Below are 18,046 nucleotides of genomic sequence, written 5' to 3'. Positions count from 1 at the left end.
CTCCCCCCGTGGTGGACGAAAACACAAAACAGCTCTCATCTACTGAACAAGTAGAGATAGACACATCCGTAGAGCCCCTAAAAGAACCGCAAGAGAAAGAAAAACAAGTCTAGGTTATAGAGGGATGCTTATTGTACAAAAGCTTAAAGGCTTGTATGATTTTCTTTCTTTAAAGTCCCTTTATAAAACCATTTTAAAGCCCTTTAAAGGGACTTTTTGACTGACAGTGTCAGGCTTATGAGAGAGTGCACTTGTTGTTATTGTTTCTTCATTGATTTGGAGAGCAAGATGGCAACAGAATTTAATCATGGGATACGCATTGTAGAGGCTGGTGAGGTTTCCCGTCCTTTAGCAACATTTGATCAGACCGCCATTGGTGCGGTTGTTACAGCCCCTGATGCTGACAACCAAATTTTCCCCCTCAACGAGCCCGTGCTTCTCTTTACGCATGAGGGTGAAAAAATCCAAAAGCTTGGGCAAAGAGGTACAGCTCTTGATATTATTAATGCTGTATGTGTGCAAGGGATTGAGGCACAAATTATCCTTGTGCGTGTGGAAGAAAAATCAACCATTGCTGAGACACAAGCTGAAATGGTGGGCTCAAACGTCGCCTTGACCGGTGTACAGGCTTTAGCGCACGCTAGGGGTCATTTAGGGGTAGAGCCTGGGATTTTACTGGCACCAGCTTATAGTGCAGGGCGCCTTGATAATGGTAAAAACCCCGTGGCAGATGCGCTTGAACAGGTTGCCGAAAAGCTGCAAGCGATTGCGGTTTTTGATACGGGAGGTAAAAACACGGAAGAAAGCCTTGCCTTTCGTGCAGATTTTTCTTCACGCTTTTGTTATCTGATTGACCCCTTTGTGCGGGTGGCAAATAGTGAGGGTGGTTGGAGTGTTAAACCGGCAAGTCCTTTTGCAGCGGCGATGTTTATCAAACGTGATAAGCAAAGGGGAGGTGTTTTTTGGTCTCCCTCTAACCAAGATGTTAAAGGCATTTTAGGAACCGCACGCCCCATTAGCTATTTTGATGGCGAAATCGATCATGAGGCAAATCGTCTTAATCAAGCTGATATTGCTACCTTTATACCAGCACGGCTTAGCCAAAATGCGCATTTGTTATCTGAGGGGAAAATGGCTGCCAATGGACGCATTTTATGGGGCAACCATACCACCTCCAGTGATCCACTGTGGCGTTTTGTCAATGTGGTGCGCACCCGTGCAGCACTCGAAAAAACCATCATCAACAATTTCCGCCCTTGGGCCAATGATGAGAATCTGACCGGTCAACATGTCATTGCCATTACCCGCTCTTTGACCAGCTTTCTTGATGATATGATTGCCCGTGGAGCGCTGTTGGGAGGACGTGTCTGGTTTGACCGTGATTTAAATTCCAACAGCACTTTACAGCTTGGAAAGTTACGGGTGGAATTTGATGCCGAAGAAGTGCCTCCTTTAGAAGATTTAAGTTTCTCCAGCCGGCGCAATAGCGCTTATTTTGATCGGTTGGCGCAAGATATCCAAAAGAAAATGACCTATCAATTTGGCGATACGCTTGAAACTTATCGCAAAGCAGCAAGGAGTGAAGCATGACTTTACGCATTGTACGCGGTTTTACGCTGATTGTTGATGATGATGTGAATCTTCACCTCGATCTTGAAACGCTTAAATTGCCCACACTGGAAGAAATCACCGAAACCTATCAACCAGGCGGTTCTGATATGCAAATTGATGTTGCTGGTCTTGGTGTGAAAGCTCTCGGTTTGCAAATGAAAATCCGTAGCCACACCCCCGAAATTATTGGTATCTTTGGAGGTCCCCCTGGTCTTCGTCATAAATTTACCGGCAAAAAACATGTGATCTCTGAAGAAGATGGGCAAGAGCATGAACATTCCATTGATGTCACAGGACGCTTGGTCAAAGTCGATAGTGAAGGCTTAACGGCTGGCAAGGCAACAGGCTATGATTGCGAGATCAAAAATGTTTGGGACTATACGGAGTTTTGGGATGGCGCTGTTTTGCACCGCTTTTCGTTCAAACGGGGCGGTTGGCTTGTGCGCAACGGGCAAGAGATCGGTTTGCGTCGACGCTCTATTCTCAATCTATAAGCTCTCATTCATAGGAATTGATCATGACAAGTTTACAAACCAGCATTGATGTGGAATTGCAGGTTCCACTTCTTTATCAGGATAAAGGTGGCAAAGAATCTCTCTGCAAGAAACTGACCTTTTATCGCCCCACTTTCAAACAAGCTAAGCAATTAGCCGTGTTGATTGGACCACAGTTAACAGAGTTGCTGCTTCCTGAATTTGGAGAGCAAAAAACATTCACCAATGATGTGCTTATCTCTAAGCTTTCTCAAATTTTGTTCACAAGTGAGGCAACAGAAGGGATTACAGCGCTTTTGGCGGATATGTCTCATGAAACCGTTGAATTGATTGATCGTGTGGATGTTGTTGACATTATTGCTGTCTTCAAGGCTTTTTTTGCTTTTTTTACGCCACGCCAATCCTGTCTGCCGGTCAATTTGGAGCAGAATTAGCGCTCTACTTTCGCTGGTCTGCTACAGAGATCAATCAGATGGATTGGCTGGATGTGATTTTCTATCGCAGTGAATTAGCACGCCTGAAAAACCTAGAATATGAAAGCCATAGGTTAGAATAAGGAGCTGTTATGGATGTTTCCCTTGTTGTGCGTTTTGTTAATCATCTGCAAGAGGGGATAGCTTCTGCCAAGCGTGATCTTGCAGCCTTTAGTTCAGATGTTGCGCATTTCCAAAGCAAGACACGACAGCACTTTAAAAATTGGTTTGACCCTGAGCATCTTGAGGATGCGACAAAGAATGCGGAAAATGCTTTCAACCATGCGCGTGGGCGCATGGTGGGTGCGCTTGCGCAAACAGCAACTTTGATTGCACCCCTCTATAAAGCCATGCAATTTGATCAATCCATGAAAGGCTTGGAAAAGGTTCTGGATGCTCCTCTTCATCGCTTAAAAGAATTGCGCCGTTTTGCTTTGGAAACCTCCACCAAGATTCCGCTAGCAGCACGTGAAGTTTTGGAACTGATGACCAGTGCCAGCCAAGCAGGAATTGGCGAACAAGATCTGGAAGCTTTTAGCATTTACGCCGCTAAAGCAGCTGTCGCCTTTGATATGACGGGGGATCAGATTGGGGAGCGTTTTGCCAAATTGCGCAATGTCTTTAAGCTTAATCAAGCAGGGATTGAAGATTTAGGTGATGCCATCAATCATCTCTCTAACCACATGGCCGCCAAGGCAAGCGAAGTATCTGACTTTACCAATCGCGCCACCGGTGCAGCAACTATGTTTAAACTCACTGCCCGCGAAACCGCTGCTTTTGGTACGGCAATGATTTCTGCTGGTATTGTACCTGAGAGTGCAGCGCGTGGTTTTAATGCCATGAGTGCCCGCATACAGGCAGGAGGCAAGCATATTGAAGATGCTTTTGCCAATATCGGGCTTTCCCGCCAAAAATTTATGCAAGATCTGGACAAAGATGCCACCGGCACTTTGGTGCACTTTTTTGATGTTTTAGCCAAATCCGAACAGGGCATGCGTTCCCTGATAGCCATTGCTGGTCGTGATTTTACCGGTGATTTTGCCAAATTGGTTGGCAATCCTGAATTGTTAGGGCAAGCTTTAAAATATGTTGAAGACCCAAAAGTCTTTAAAGGCTCGGTAGAGCAAGAAGCAGACAAACAAGCAACCGGTGCTATCAGGCAGTTTGAACTTTTGCAAAACCGCATCATAGCTTTGGGAATTACCATTGGTGAAGTCTTATTGCCCCCTGTCAACAGTTTGATGGAAAGTGTTGGTGGGTTTATCAATGTTCTTATGGCATGGGCCAATGCGCATCCAGCTTTAACAAGCGCCATTATCAAAACCATTGCTTCTCTGATGGCTTTTAATATTGCTCTGCGGGTGTTGCGCTTTACCCTTGCTGGTACACGGCTTGGGCTTCTTCAATTGGTAGGCCCTTTTATCAAGCTTGGTGGTGTGAGCGGCAATCTTAAAACAAGCTGGGGCACGCTTATCGCTTCAGGGCGCTCGTTGGGAATAATGACGGCAAGTCTTGGTGGCAGTTTTGCACGGTTATTGCGACCGATGACTCTCTTAGTGGCTGCGTTTCGGGGGATTATGGTCTCAAGCAGTGCATTCGCCGCTTCTTTTGCTTGGGTAGGGACAGCGATAGAAGTGGTTGGGGTTGGCATTGCCTCTGTTGTTGGTACTGTTTTTACCCCCATAGGGGCTCTGATTACCACTGTTGTGGCTGTCATCCTTGCTGCTGGTTTTGCTTTGTGGAAATATTGGGATCGTTTCTCTTCTTTTGTTAAAGGCTTTGCACGGGGAATAGCACACGCTCTTGGGCGTGCCTTTGAAGCCGTCATGCGCTTTTTTGGTGCTGATACCGCAACCATCACCAAATGGAAAAACGCCATTACTGCTGCTTTTGACTTTTCTGAACATTGGCAAAAGTTCAAACAGGGTCTTGGCGCTGTTTCTCAAGGGTTTGGCAATGTGTGGGAGGGTTTTAAGCACAGTATCACTAAATTTTGGGGCTGGTTGGGAAGTTTTTTTGCCCAAGAAAAACTTTCTGATGATGCCAAAGCCGGTATGGAACAAGCAGGGGAGGACTTGGCCAATTGGATTGTCGATGGCTTTATGGCACCCATCACAAAGTTGAGTGATTTTTTTAAATCTTTGCCAAGCCGCATCAGAGAATGGATTGGCAGCGTTGATTTATCCGATCTGTTTCATTTACCCAGTTGGCTTGGGGGCAAAACAGCCATTCAACCCATAGCACAATTTGCGGGTGCTGGTCATGCAAATCCATCTGGTCCAGAGCAAAGAGAGAAAGACCGCTCTCCCACCACCCACAATCAAAATGTCACAGTGCATATCAATGGTGCCCGTGATCCCGTTGCTACCGGTCGTGCGGTAAGTCACGCTTTGCAACGTGCACGCGCCAATGCCCTACATGGGGGAACAGAATGAGAGCGGGGAGTGAATAATGGCAGAAACAGAATGAGGGGAGGGAGCCTATGAGAGATCCTTTGATGATGTTAGGTCCGCATCAATTTTATGTGGACTGGCTGAATTTCCAATCCTTTGAAGAAGAGTTTTCTGCCTCATGGGTTCCTATGGAGCGTTTTGGCAAGGCACCCAGTTTGCAATTTACCGGCTATGGCAATGACCCCAAAACCATTCATGGCGTGTTGTTTCCAGAAGAATTTGGTGATCGTATAGCCATTGATGCCATCACCAGAACTATTCGTGCCGCAAAGCCGGTTCAGATGCTGCGTTGGATCAATGATACGACCTATAGTGCCATTCTCCATGGCCCCGTGGTGATCACCAGCATCAGTCAAGATCACGACTTTATCGCCCGCTCTGGTCAATCCCAGCGCATTCGCTATTCCATTAGTCTTTTGCCTTTTTTTAATGGGGGAAAACCGCAAGGATATATGCAATGAAGATACCAGAAAAGCGCGTTGTTGTAGAGCTAGAGGATATGAGCTTAGACCTGATCTGCTTTCAACATGCCATGGCTGTGTTAGGGGAGCACATCCAAGTTGGAGCTGTAAGCGGCTACTTAGAATCTACCTTGGAAGCCAATCCAGAGATTGCTAAATATGGTGCTCTTTTGCCGCGGGGCTTAACCGTTCTCTTGCCTGAATTTGCACTTCACAATCCCCAAAGCATGGTGAAGCGGCTATGGGATTAATGCGCACACACCCTTTTATTGTGGTCAAAGTGGGAGACAAACCTGTTCATGAGGTTTTTTACCAGCGTCTTTTAACGGCAACCATCACAGATCATGCCGGCAATGAAGCTGATAGCTTTGAAGCAGAGTTTGACGATAGTGGCAATGATTTAGAGGTTCCGCAAAGCAACAGTGCACTGCAAGTGATCTTTGGCTATGAGAACAGCATCAGTGCTTCTATGGGGCGTTTTGTTGTCGAATCGGTGATCAGTTCCGGTGGCAGTGAGGGAGAGATATTGCGCCTTTGTGGCAAAAGCGCTTCGATGCGTAAAGAACTCAAAGAACAAACAAGCGAACATTTTGACCACAAAACTGTTGGCGAGATTGTTGAGACATTAGCCAAACGCCATGGCTATCAAGCAAAGATTAGTCCTCAGTTCACTCAACAAACTTTGCCTTATGTGATTCGTACAGATCAATCGGCTGTTGATTTTTTAACCCGCCTTGCCGATCGGATGCAGGCGCGTTTTTTAATCAAGGATAATAAGTTTTTATTTTTAAGCGGAGAGAATTTACCAGCCCTCGACATCCATAAACATGACTGTTCCAGCTGGGAATTTACCCTTGAGCCGCGCACGCAATATGGCAGCATTGAAGCTTTTTATTTTGACCGCTCCCAAGGGCAGCAATGGCAAGTCAAACATCAGACAGGTTTTAGCGGTCCCATGCGTCGCTTGCGCAATTGCTACACCTGTGAGGAAGAAGCTCTGGCTGCTGCTGCCTCAGAATCAGACCGATTATGCCGTGCTGTAGGCAGTGGTTCTTTGTCCCTTGCGGGGCGTCCAGAAATCATGGCCGACCAACCTCTTTTATTGCAAGGGTTTCGTGGCGAAATCAATGGTTCATGGAAAGCCGCAACCGTTACCCACCGCTATGACAAGCAAAGCGGTTACACAACAGAAATCACCCTCGAAGCTCCAAACAAGGGAAAACAAAGCAACAAAGAATAGAAGTTGTTGGAAACAGATCACCAAAGGGGCAAGTTCAACCTTCGATTGGTTGTGAAGCACTCTTAGATTCAAAGTGTAAAGTTTGCACTTTTTAGGAGAAGAGAAAAATATGCATTAAAGGCTCTTTAAATACCCTTTGAAAGACCTTTGAAGACCCTTTGAGAACCCCTAAAAAACTTTTTGAAAAAAAATAAATTGGTACAAAACCTAGTGGCAAAATATACAAAACCTGCCGTCAAGCTACAGTCAAGCTACAGCCGTCAAGCTACACTACATACAACAAGCTACATACAGCTACACTACACACTGAAAAGAAGATGGTAGCGGAGGAGGGATTTGAACCCCCGACACAAGGATTATGATTCCTCTGCTCTAACCTACTGAGCTACTCCGCCAAAATAGAGAGATATGATTGCAACTTATATCATCCTTTGCGGATATAAGAGGTAGAATAGTGAGATGTCAAGCGTCGTTTTTAAGCTTTTCTCTTGTCATTCTGTTTCATCCTCGATATGGAATGAATGGGAGTATGTTTTTTATATGATGAGTAGGGTAAGGCATAAAATGGTGCCACGTGTAGCGGTTTTAGGATGCGGTTCTTGGGGTGAAAATCATATACGTACACTTCAAGAGCTTGGAGCTTTAGTAGCAGTTTCTGATATAGATGTTGAGCGCTCTGCGCAGTTTGCTTCTATGTATGGTGTTAAAGCCATTGCGCCTAAAGATCTTTTTACTCATAAAGATATTGATGCGCTGGTGTTGGCATTGCCTCCGCAATTTCATACAGAAAATGTTCTGCGTGCTGTTAAAAATGGTAAAGATGTCTTGGTTGAAAAACCAATAGCCTTGAATATTTCTGATGCTGAACGTCAAGTGCAGGTTGCCGGTGAATATGGGCGCATTTTTATGGTAGGGCATATTTTGCGATTTCACCCTGCTTTTGAAAAAATATGTGAGTTGGTGGCAAAGGGAGAACTGGGGGATGTGCGTTATATTTATTCTCATCGATTAGGCTTTGGCAAATTTCATACACAAAGTGATGCTTTATGGGATCTTGCTCCTCATGATCTTTCAATGATTTTGGCTTTGACAGGTTGTGAACCTTCTGAAGTTCGCGGAGAGGGGGCTGCTGTGGTTGATAAGCTCTCTGATTTAGCACATGTTCATATGGTCTTTCCCAATGGTATACGTAGCCACCTTTTTGCTTCACGTCTCAGTCCCTATCGTGAAAGGCGCTTAACAATTGTTGGTACAAAGGCTATGCTTGTCTTTGATGATATGAAGCCGTGGAGCAGTAAATTAGCGTTGCATCCTTTTATTGTTTGGCAAGAAGGTAAAGAGTGGAATTTTAGCACGGATGAGCTGAATTATATTGAACTTTGTGAAGGTTTGCCATTAACTTATGAATTGCAGCATTTTCTTCATTGTATTGAGACGCGTCAAGCACCTCGTACAAATGGTAATGAAGCTGTTGCTGTTTTAAGAATTTTGACTGCTGCTCATATTAATTATCATGGATAAAGGAGATGAGTAGTGATTTCACACGGGTATAACTATCAATGGAGTTAATATGCAATTCATCGACCTTGCAGCGCAACGCTTGCGCATCGAAGATAAAATTAATAATGCAATTGCGCATGTGGTCTCCAGCGGTCAATATATTTTAGGGCCGAAGGTAACGGAATTTGAAGATCGCTTGGCAGATTATCTTGGTGTCAAGCATGTAGTTGCGTGCGCTAATGGCACTGATGCGTTGAAAATACCTCTTATGGCTAAAAATATTGGTTCAGGTGATGCTGTTTTTTGTCCTAGTTTCACGTTTTCGGCAACTGCTGAAGTGGTTGCTTTGGTAGGTGCTGAACCTGTTTTTGTTGATGTTTTGCCTAATACATTCAATATTGACGTTGGTAAACTTTCTGAAGCGATCAAGATGATCAAAAAAGAGGGGCGTCTCAAACCAAAGGCAATTATTGCTGTTGATTTGTTTGGGCTTCCTGCTGATTATACGCAAATTTCTAAAGTGGCAGCAGAGGAAAATCTTTTTGTTATTGAAGATGCTGCGCAATCTATGGGGGGAAGAAGCGGTAATATTATGTGCGGAGCTTTTGGTGATGTGGCTGCGACAAGTTTTTATCCTGCTAAACCATTAGGGTGTTATGGCGATGGGGGTGCTATGATGACAAATGATGATAATTTAGCAGTACTTTTACGTTCTATTCTGTTTCATGGTAAAGGTGAAACACAATATGACAATGTGCGTATTGGTATGAATTCACGTCTAGATACCATTCAGGCTGCAATTTTGCTAGAAAAGTTTGTTATCTTTGAAGATGAGATAGAAAAGCGTGTGGACATTGCTCAATACTATTCTAATAATTTAAGAGATATTGTCACAGTTCCAGAAGTGGAAGAGGAAGAGCGTTGTGCCTATGCACAATATACTATTAGGGTGGAAGATCGCGACAAATTAAAGGATTATTTACAGGAAAATTCTATTCCTACAATGATTTATTATAAAACTCCATTACATAAACAGTTAGCTTATAAACACTTTCCTTATGTAAAAGGTTCTCTTTCAGTTTCTGAATCTCTTGGAAATTGTGTTTTAAGTTTACCAATGCACCCTTATTTGACGAAAACTGATCAAGATATGGTTATTCAGCGAATCAGAGATTTTTATCTTTAAAGTTATTATTTTAACGGTGAGTTTTATTTCAGTTATGCTTTAAAAGGTGCCCTTTGTGTTTTAATTAAAAAATAAAGTTAAAATTAGCGAGAGTTCTGTTAAGAGGGGCGCTCATATCTTGTAAAGACTGTTTCAATATTAACTAATCCCAATATTTTTTAAGCCATTTTAAAAGGCAACTTATGTAAGAGTTTTTTGGGAGATGCGGTGTATTTTTTTGCGAATACGTGCTGCTAGGTCATTGTTGCTTTTTGAGCTTTTGATCAATGTGTTGATGGGTGATGATTCACCCTCCTGTAGTGCTATTTGGGCAGCTAATGTTGCTGCTAATTCTTTTGTTTCTTCACGCAGTTCATCTAGGAGTTGATGGCACGTTGTGGTGTCAAGTCCATTGGTTTGAATTTTTTGTAAACGTTGCTGATAATGGGCGATTTTTTCACGCATAGTTTTGATTTCCATTATGAAAGTGTTTGTTGTGATAACATTTTATTCGATTGGAACAGTTTCTTTGGAGGAAGACGAAGTGTTTTGTGTGGAGAGATTTAATTGATAAAGTTGTTCTGTTACTTGGCTAAGTTGTATTTTTTGTCTAGCATATTTTTTTTGCAAAGAGTCGTATTTTTGTTCACAACGTACTAGTTCTACAGCGTGTTGAGCACAGAGAAAATCATAGTTTGCTTGTATCTCAGTGTGTGATGACGGAATTTGTACAGAAACAACTTTATGTGCAAAATGCAGAGCTCTACGCCAAATAAGAGGAGCAAGAAGCACAAGCAACCAAGAAGTGGAAGCGACTCCAAGAATAAAAAAAAGAAATGATTGTATAAGCATAAATTTCCTTTTCAATGAGAGTTCGTTTAAAATGGATTCCATGTCGGTTTGGGTGTTAATTTTAAATATCCTATATTAATGCCAAGACGTGCGCCAATTCCTGTACGTACTGGAATTAGCAAGACATTGTGCCGCTTGAGGACATGAAAGCCAACACCTGCAATTAAATAGGCCGAACCTGAAATACCACCATAGCGTCCCCATAAATTATTTATATTATTAAGGTCGTAAACTAAGATCATTAAACGGGAACCTTGTCCGCCAAAATCCCATCCTACAGAAGGTCCTTGCCAAAAAACTTTATGCTGACCGTAGTTTTTGGTAAAAAGCTTTCCTTCGCCATAGGTTAATCCAGCAAAGAAAGCACCAGAAGCTTCTTCCCCTAAAATATAGGCATTTGGATGACCGTATTGTGAAAAGATATTTTGAATTGCTACTGCTATACCGCTGGTAGTTTTTCCAAAAAAAGTATGACCAGAATCGATAATTTCTTGTAGCGAATAATGGAGTTGGTTTTGTTCTATTGGTCGGAGTTGGGCATTTGCAGTGTTTATGATTACGAATAAAAGGAAGATCATAGATACAATACTTTTGTATCTGCGCGTTAGAAGAAAGAGAGTCATAGAGTTTTTCCCTTTTATTAGTTACAAACAAAAAGATAATATTAGGATTTTCATTCTATTCAAACAAAAAATAAGATGTAAGGTTATTTAAATTCTTGAATTTGTTTCTGAAAAAAATTTTTAGCGTAATTGTTAAAGCATCTCATATGTATGCATTGGATGTTAAGAATTTTGCTTTAAAAGGAAGCTTATTTTAATCTAGGAGTTCTCAATAATTATGACGTTAGCTGTTGCTTTGAAGCCTATGGATCTTGCTGCTTTGCTTTGTAGCCGTATTTGCCATGATTTGATTTCACCCGTTGGTGCTATTCAAAATGCAATGGAGCTCTATGATGAAGGGGGAGCTGAAGAAGATGCTTTGCAATTGGTGCGTTGGTCCGTTGCGAGTGCTTCTGCACGTCTACAATTTGCGCGATTGGCTTTTGGTTTTGCAGGAGCAAGTGGGGGACAAATAGATACACGTTCTGCTGAAAAAGTTGTTCAACAATATATGAAGGAAGAAAAAGCAATTTTAAAATGGCAAGCTCCTGCTCTACTTTTACCAAAAAATGAAATTAAACTTTTGCTTAATTTGTTATTGATTGCAAACGCAACGATTTCTCGTGGGGGAGAAATTGTGGTTATGATTTTGCAAGATGAAAATGAGCGTTTTTTTCGATTTGAGATTTGCGGGAAAACTTTACGTATTCCTTCTCATTTTATTGCGTTATATAATGGGAACATTCAGGAAGAACTTATCGATGCTCATGTCATCCAATTTTATTACACAATGTTACTTGCTGAGATGACAGATATGAAAATAAATATCGAAGAAACTGACAGTTGTGTTATTTTGGAAAGTGTGAAAAAGCTTTAAACAAAATAAAACTACTTAAGCCATGTAAAAAGAGGGTTTAGATTGTATTAGTGTGCGAGCCTTTATTGTCATAGAGAAAAATCCCGGCCCGCTACACTCCGAGATTTTACAATGTGCATTTTCACTGTTTAAGCGGTTTGACGTACGTTTTCTTCAACTGGATCACGTAACACGTAACCACGTCCCCAAACTGTATCGATGTAGTTCACATGAGAAGAGACCGCTTCCAATTTCTTTCGCAATTTACAGATAAAGACATCGATAATTTTAAGTTCTGGTTCATCCATCCCACCGTAGAGATGATTGAGAAACATTTCTTTGGTAAGTGTAGTACCTTTGCGTAGAGAGAGAAGCTCTAGCATTTGATACTCTTTACCAGTTAAATGAACGGGACGCCCAGCGACTTCGACCGTTTTTGCATCAAGGTTAACGGTAAGATCGCCGGTAACAATAACCGATTGTGCATGCCCTTTAGAGCGACGAACAACTGCATGAATACGCGCAACGAGCTCATCTTTATGGAAGGGCTTTGTCATATAATCATCTGCACCAAAGCCAAAACCACGTACCTTGTCTTCAATGGCATTCATGCCGGAAAGGATGAGAACAGGAGTTTTTATTTTTGCTAATCTTAAGGTCCGCAAAACATCATACCCTGACATATCAGGGAGATTCAAATCAAGCAAAATGATATCATAATCATAAAGTTTACCTAAATCGACTCCTTCTTCACCTAGATCAGTGATATAGACATTAAAGTTTGCTGACTTTAGCATTAACTCAATGCTTTGAGTAGTTGCTTTATCATCTTCAATTAGTAATACGCGCATCTTAGATCCCTCACTTTGCTCCTCCGAATCAAAAGGAGCGTTTTTATTTTATAACAGTTGGTAAAACCACTGTTTATAAAAAACAATTCATAAAATCAAACACTTACAATACAAGTGTTTATGAACATTTCAGTAGTACGCGCAACAAATCACCACTGAATTCCCCACTATCTATTATAGTGGTTAACAAAATATTTTTATTTTTGAAAGAGGCTATAAAATTATTTTAGAAAAATCGCACATTTTTTAATTTAATAAAAAAATCAAGTGCTTTTTCCGATAACTTTGGCTTAAAAAAATTTATAAAAGATTATTTTGAATTACTTTTTTACAATTTCAGTGTTTATTTACGGAGCTTTAAGTCTCTGCATTCTACAATGGGGGTGAAAAGTAAAGAAATAGTTATTTCACTTTAAGGCAGATTGTGTTTGCAGGTGCTTTGGGAGGAGAAAAATTATAATTTTGAGTTAAGAAATACACAGTTTTCATCAGAACGAGTGTAATGAGAAATATATGTAAGAGTGTGGAAGCAAATTTTGGGTTGGCGCAATCAAGGAGTAGAAAGTATGAAGCCACGGGAAAGTATGGTGCAATTGAGGATGTTTCAAATGCGTGGGAAGCATCGTGAAGTTGCACAGCTTGAGATGATGATCGCAGAGTTTGAGCAAATGGTGTTAGAATTGGAAGCGCAAATTATTAACGAAGAACGTAAATCTGGAAATAATGATGTTCACCATTTTGCTTATTCTGCTTTTGCTCGTGCAGCACGACAGAGGCGTGATAATCTTATAAATTCGATTCGTGATTTGCAGCTTCAAAAAACAAATGCTGAAATTGCTCTCCATGAAGTTAAAACAGAGTTGCAACGCGCACAGCTTTTGGAGACGCGGGAAAAGAAGGCAAAAATCGATGATGATTGTATTTTAATTCAATCTAATTCAATGGCTGGATGATAGAAATTTTTGTTTGAAAATAAATTTGTTAAGATGTTTATGCGCTGAAAAGATAAAAACAGCCAAACTTGATAAAAGCTTGGCTGTTTTAAGGGTATTATAGAGCCGATATTGAATCATTATCAGTAGTAACTAATGCCTGTAATGTTGGATTCTGGTCGTTCGTAATCCAGCTAAACCGTGTTCATCTATCAAACTTTGCCATGAAAGAAATTCTTCTACGGTCAAAGTATAGCGTTGACACGCTTCATCAAGACTTAACAATCCACCCCTGACAGCCGCAACAACTTCAGCTTTGCGACGAATTACCCAACGCCGTGTTGTTTTCGGCGGTAGATCGGCGATTGTAAGTGGACTTCCATCTGGCCCAATAACATATTTCATTTGTGCTTTTATCAAAGTAGTCATTGTATCCTCTACTTTAGTCAAGGACTTGATTCGTTTGTAAAACATGAAATTTAAAAAAGAGCTAAACACCTTGAAAAAAAATTAATAAATTAAGCCAGTAGGTCAAAATATGGTGCAGAGTGAGGTGCATAGAATGGTCTATTACCATGTTTTTGTTGCATTTTTTAAAAAACAAAAAGGATTTTTATTGTGCCTTATTTTTATCACTCTTTTTTCGTTTGCAGCTGCTTTAAAGTAAAGTTTACACTACTGGTTGTGGAGAGTATAAAAAAGCTATAAAAAAGGACAAGTGACAGAGTGCACATAGGAAAATGAGCAAAAAGATGCGCATTTCAATAGAGAATGAAACATGTTTTTGAACAGTCTTGATTTGCCAAGCAAACCTGAAAATTCCCGCATTGTTGTGGCAATGTCTGGTGGGGTTGATTCATCTGTTGTTGCAGGTCTTCTAAAAAAGGAAGGGTATGATGTCGTTGGGATTACTTTGCAGCTTTATGATTATGGTGCTGTAACACATCGTGTGGGGGCATGTTGTGCCGGACAAGATATTGAAGATGCGCGTCGCGTGGCAGAGACACTGGGAATACCTCATTATGTTCTTGATTATGAAGAGCGATTTCGCGAAGCTGTGATTAATCCTTTTGCAGAAAGTTATGCACATGGAGAAACGCCCATACCCTGCGTGGCATGCAATCAGACTGTCAAGTTTGCTGATTTATTAGCAACTGCGCGCCAATTAGGTGCGGATGCTTTGGCAACAGGGCATTATATTCGCTCGCGTCCCAATGGAATACATCGGGCACTCTTTCGTCCTCTCGATATTGATCGCGATCAGAGTTATTTTCTTTTTGCAACGACACAAGAGCAGATTGATTATTTGCGTTTTCCCCTTGGTGATCTTCCGAAAGCACGTGTTCGTGAAATAGCAGCAGAAATGGGGTTTGTTGTTGCTAATAAGCATGACAGCCAAGATATTTGTTTTGTTCCACAAGGAAAATATTCTGATGTTATCACAAAATTACGTCCAGAAGCCGCTAATCCTGGGGTTATTGTGCATATTAATGGACAGGTTTTAGGAAAACATTCGGGGATTGTTAATTATACTGTTGGTCAGCGTCGTGGTATTGGTGTTGCAACGGGTGAAGCGCTTTATGTGATTTATCTCGATGTAGAAAATGCGCGTGTTGTTGTTGGACCGCGTGAAATGTTGGAAACATATAAGCTTTTTTTGCGTGATGTAAATTGGCTTGGTGATGAGCAATTAGATAATTTCCCTTCTGATGGTGTTGAGGTTGCTGTAAAAGTTCGTTCAACACGTCCACCCCATCTTGCTCGCGTATATTATCAAGACGGTGTTTTTTCCGTTGAATTGTTGGAGCGTGAAAACGGTGTGGCACCAGGGCAAGCTTGTGTTTTTTATAATGGAAAAGGTGATGGAGCACGTGTTCTTGGAGGTGGATTTGTTACTCATTCAGAACGTGCTGCCGGTGCTGAAGGGATGTTGAAGCGCGTTTTGTGCAATCTAGAAACAAAAGCTACTGTCTCTTCCAAAATTTAAACTACCATTTCTTATAAATAAAAGTGGCATTTTCATCGGGTATTTTTTACAAATTAAAGTGTTATCAATCTTTAAGAGAGTTTATCAGAATCACTAAAATGGGCGAGTGCAATACCTGATTCTGTGGCAACATTGAGGCTGTCGAAGTCATGAGCCATCGGAATATGTAAGGTGTCTGATTTTTGTAGTACATGGTTTGGTAAGCCATTCCCTTCTGTTCTCAAAATAATGGCTGTTCTGTTTGTTATTTTTGCTTGCTTGAGAGTGTATGGGCTAGAGGGAGAAAGCGCATAAATATGAAAATCTACATCCTGTAAAGCTGTTATAATGTCATTAATATCGGCGCCTTGTGCGTAGGGCGTCTTGAGAGCTGCACCAGCAGAAACTCTGATTGATTCGCGGTAAAGTGGATCGCATGAAGTTTTATCAACGATAATGCCATTACTGGCAAAGGCAGCTGCATTGCGAAAAATAGCACCCATATTATCGTGATTAGAGATGCCACACAAAACCAGAATCAAGACTTTTTCTGGGAGATCTTGTAAAAAATTTTGTAATGATAGTAGCGTTTTGCGTTTACCGATACCGAGCACACCACGATGAACATGGAATCCCACGATATTATCCATAACTTTTTGTGGAATGCAATAAATGAGACATGTTGGCTATGTTTTTCCTAAAAGGGGTATAAATCTAGGAAGACATTCTGTCACAATAAGCAGAGAGAGAGCTGAAAACTCTTTCGAATGCAACAATACCGACAATATTATTTTGCCTTCAGCAATAAATTGATTTTGTCGTCCAACAAGATCTTTTTCACGGATATTGTGGTAGTCTCTCAAACGTGGACCATCAGTTTCATAGATTGTGGTGATATTCAAATGCGTATGGGGCTTTAAAAGTTCTTTTTTCTAAATTGCCGGATGTTAAATATTTGCTTTATTTTTGAAGAGAAAGACGAAAAAAACATTATTTTAAACCTAGGGTAGAATTTATGTTGACATGGTGCAACCATTGATATATACAGAAAACACCGAGGGCGGTACAATGTGTTTTGTTTTCGCATCGGGTGCAGGGTTTTAGGTCCCCGCTATTTCCTGAGCTCTGCATACCCTTAATTTCTAAGGGAAAAGAATCTGGGTCCCCAATGCCCAGATTCTTTTTTTTTGGTATTCTTTTTTCGTTCCTGAAAATGGTTTTTAAGTTGTTTTAGCAGTCATATTTTTTTGATACAGTTGAAGTATAAAATTGCAACAGAACGCTAAGCGGTCTTTTTATGCTTCGCGCGATTATGTCGATTTGTTAAATGGTTTTATGATCATAAAAAATTGAATGATGATGCGTACAAATGATGCATTTGAGAAAAATAACAGGTGATTTTTCTTAAGGGCTGTTGGTTTGAGTTATATCCATGTTACTTCCGTTCCTCGCGTTATATTGTATAATCATAGGACAGTTATTGCAATAACAATGGTAGGTTGAGAGAGTCATTTATTGTATTGTAAAACTTCTGTGATATTGAAGAAATATTGGTGTCATGTCAAAAATATCATAGGGATATTGTGAGAAGTGTTAGGTTTTATTGCGTGAAGAAGAGGGTGTGGTTATGGATGTAAAAATCAATATACAAAGCTTGACCTTATACTCTATTTTCGTCGCTTGTATCGTTTTTGCTTTGAAATATTGGGCATATTACATTACTGATTCTGTTGCACTTTATTCTGATGCCTTAGAATCCATTGTAAATATACTTGCTGCATTGGCAGCATGGTGGGCTGTTAAAATCAGTATGAAGCCAGCAGATCATGATCATCCTTTTGGACATCATAAAGCCGAATATTTTTCTGCGATTCTTGAAGGAATCCTAATCATTATCGCAGCAATTATTATTTTAAGAGAAGCATGGGTTGCTCTTTCAACCGTGAAATTATTGCAAAAGCCTGGGATATGGCTTGTTATTCATCTTGTTGCAAGTGTTATAAACTATATGTGGGGTTGGATTTTAATGAAGCAGGGAAAAATTCACCGTTCACCAGCTCTTAAAGCTGATGGAATACATTTCATAACAGATGTTTTTACGTCACTTGCTATTTTAATTGGTCTGGTTGCTGGTTTTGTGGGTGGATGGAGTGTTTTGGACCCGATTTTAGCGATAATTGTTGCCGTTAATATTCTTTTACAAGGCTGGAAGGTGATTAGGAGTGCTATTCAAGGCTTAATGGATGTTGGAGTTGAATTGAATGAAACGATGCGAATTCGTGAGCTTATTTCTGCAAATGCACATGGTGCACTTGAAGTGCATGATTTGCTTACGCGTGTCTCTGGTAGAGTCACTTTTATAGAGTTTCATTTGGTTGTCCCAGCTGCAATGTCGGTGGGAGAAGCTCATCAAATTTGCGATAAAATTGAAGGGGTTCTTCAAAAAGAATTTGATAATGTGCGTATTTCTATTCATGTCGAGCCTGAAGATGAAGCTAAGTTGCCTTTAGGTACAACGGTGATTCCTTTTATATAAAAAAGATTTTTCCCAATTATCTGTAGTAACGTAAAATATTGAGTTTCAGGATAG

General features: G+C 40.9%; 16 protein-coding genes, 1 tRNA gene and 2 pseudogenes. 13 read left to right on the top strand and 6 right to left on the bottom strand.

Going from position 1 to position 18,046, the window contains the following annotated elements; translation table 11 throughout:
* Positions 1 to 288 precede the first annotated feature (288 nt).
* From MCO_RS07395 to MCO_RS07365, 7 genes are all read left to right on the top strand, one after another.
* A complete protein-coding gene (locus tag MCO_RS07395; RefSeq protein ID WP_007553513.1) occupies positions 289 to 1,590 on the top strand; it encodes a phage tail sheath C-terminal domain-containing protein in 1,302 nt (433 codons plus the stop codon).
* Entirely contained in the window at positions 1,587 to 2,105 is a 519-nt protein-coding gene (locus tag MCO_RS07390; protein ID WP_007553512.1) for a phage major tail tube protein, read from the top strand. Before MCO_RS07395 ends, MCO_RS07390 begins: the two co-directional genes overlap by 4 nt.
* 23 nt (positions 2,106 to 2,128) lie before the next feature.
* On the top strand, positions 2,129 to 2,539 hold the full coding sequence (locus MCO_RS07385; protein ID WP_007553511.1) for a hypothetical protein: 411 nt from the start codon (positions 2,129 to 2,131) through the stop codon (positions 2,537 to 2,539).
* Between the two features lie 131 nt (positions 2,540 to 2,670).
* Positions 2,671 to 5,013, top strand: a complete 2,343-nt coding sequence (locus MCO_RS07380) for a phage tail tape measure protein (protein ID WP_007553510.1) — start codon at positions 2,671 to 2,673, stop codon at positions 5,011 to 5,013.
* A 47-nt stretch (positions 5,014 to 5,060) separates the two neighbouring features.
* Entirely contained in the window at positions 5,061 to 5,492 is a 432-nt protein-coding gene (locus tag MCO_RS07375) for a phage tail protein (protein WP_007552667.1), read from the top strand.
* Positions 5,489 to 5,743, top strand: coding sequence for a tail protein X (locus MCO_RS07370; RefSeq protein WP_007552461.1), 255 nt, complete (start codon positions 5,489 to 5,491; stop codon positions 5,741 to 5,743). The genes MCO_RS07375 and MCO_RS07370 overlap by 4 nt, the downstream gene beginning before the upstream one ends.
* A complete protein-coding gene (locus tag MCO_RS07365) occupies positions 5,743 to 6,732 on the top strand; it encodes a phage late control D family protein (protein ID WP_007553509.1) in 990 nt (329 codons plus the stop codon). Before MCO_RS07370 ends, MCO_RS07365 begins: the two co-directional genes overlap by 1 nt.
* Before the next feature lie 318 nt (positions 6,733 to 7,050).
* Here MCO_RS07365 and MCO_RS07360 read toward each other — a convergent pair.
* Positions 7,051 to 7,127 (bottom strand) — tRNA-Met (locus MCO_RS07360).
* A gap of 169 nt (positions 7,128 to 7,296) precedes the next feature.
* Here MCO_RS07360 and MCO_RS07355 point away from each other — a divergent pair.
* Complete coding sequence (locus MCO_RS07355; protein ID WP_007553508.1) at positions 7,297 to 8,253, top strand: Gfo/Idh/MocA family protein; 957 nt, start codon at positions 7,297 to 7,299, stop codon at positions 8,251 to 8,253.
* Positions 8,254 to 8,302: 49 nt separating this feature from the next.
* A complete protein-coding gene (locus MCO_RS07350) occupies positions 8,303 to 9,418 on the top strand; it encodes a DegT/DnrJ/EryC1/StrS aminotransferase family protein (protein ID WP_007553507.1) in 1,116 nt (371 codons plus the stop codon).
* Between the two features lie 180 nt (positions 9,419 to 9,598).
* Here the strand turns inward: MCO_RS07350 and MCO_RS10255 are convergent.
* Both MCO_RS10255 and MCO_RS07335 read right to left on the bottom strand, forming a co-directional pair.
* Positions 9,599 to 10,249 (bottom strand): annotated as a pseudogene (locus tag MCO_RS10255) (hypothetical protein).
* Positions 10,250 to 10,275: 26 nt separating this feature from the next.
* On the bottom strand, positions 10,276 to 10,872 hold the full coding sequence (locus MCO_RS07335; RefSeq protein ID WP_007553504.1) for a DUF1134 domain-containing protein: 597 nt from the start codon (positions 10,870 to 10,872) through the stop codon (positions 10,276 to 10,278).
* A gap of 217 nt (positions 10,873 to 11,089) precedes the next feature.
* Here MCO_RS07335 and chpT point away from each other — a divergent pair, with 217 nt between their 5' ends.
* Positions 11,090 to 11,728, top strand: coding sequence for a histidine phosphotransferase ChpT (chpT, locus tag MCO_RS07330; protein ID WP_007553503.1), 639 nt, complete (start codon positions 11,090 to 11,092; stop codon positions 11,726 to 11,728).
* Between the two features lie 128 nt (positions 11,729 to 11,856).
* On the opposite strand, the gene ctrA is transcribed toward chpT, so the two are convergent.
* Entirely contained in the window at positions 11,857 to 12,558 is a 702-nt protein-coding gene (ctrA, locus tag MCO_RS07325) for a response regulator transcription factor CtrA (RefSeq protein WP_007553502.1), read from the bottom strand.
* Positions 12,559 to 13,124: 566 nt separating this feature from the next.
* On the opposite strand from ctrA, the gene MCO_RS07320 reads away from it, so the two are divergent.
* Complete coding sequence (locus tag MCO_RS07320; protein WP_007553501.1) at positions 13,125 to 13,511, top strand: hypothetical protein; 387 nt, start codon at positions 13,125 to 13,127, stop codon at positions 13,509 to 13,511.
* A 132-nt stretch (positions 13,512 to 13,643) separates the two neighbouring features.
* Here the strand turns inward: MCO_RS07320 and MCO_RS07315 are convergent, their stop codons facing one another.
* Positions 13,644 to 13,919, bottom strand: a complete 276-nt coding sequence (locus MCO_RS07315; RefSeq protein ID WP_007553500.1) for a DUF1153 domain-containing protein — start codon at positions 13,917 to 13,919, stop codon at positions 13,644 to 13,646.
* A gap of 349 nt (positions 13,920 to 14,268) precedes the next feature.
* Between MCO_RS07315 and mnmA the strand changes: the two genes are divergently transcribed.
* Positions 14,269 to 15,477: a tRNA 2-thiouridine(34) synthase MnmA gene (gene mnmA, locus MCO_RS07310; protein ID WP_007553498.1), complete on the top strand. Its 1,209-nt coding sequence runs from the start codon at positions 14,269 to 14,271 to the stop codon at positions 15,475 to 15,477.
* A gap of 71 nt (positions 15,478 to 15,548) precedes the next feature.
* Here mnmA and MCO_RS07305 read toward each other — a convergent pair.
* Positions 15,549 to 16,358 (bottom strand): annotated as a pseudogene (locus MCO_RS07305) (TrmH family RNA methyltransferase).
* A 725-nt stretch (positions 16,359 to 17,083) separates the two neighbouring features.
* On the opposite strand from MCO_RS07305, the gene MCO_RS07300 reads away from it, so the two are divergent.
* Positions 17,084 to 17,992 (top strand): cation diffusion facilitator family transporter, encoded by a 909-nt coding sequence (locus MCO_RS07300; RefSeq protein WP_007553496.1) that lies wholly within the window; start codon positions 17,084 to 17,086, stop codon positions 17,990 to 17,992.
* Positions 17,993 to 18,046: the final 54 nt, after the last annotated feature.

Source organism: Bartonella sp. DB5-6, assembly GCF_000278115.1.
GTDB lineage: Bacteria > Pseudomonadota > Alphaproteobacteria > Rhizobiales > Rhizobiaceae > Bartonella > Bartonella refiksaydamii.
This window is presented reverse-complemented; position numbering and strand designations above follow the sequence as displayed.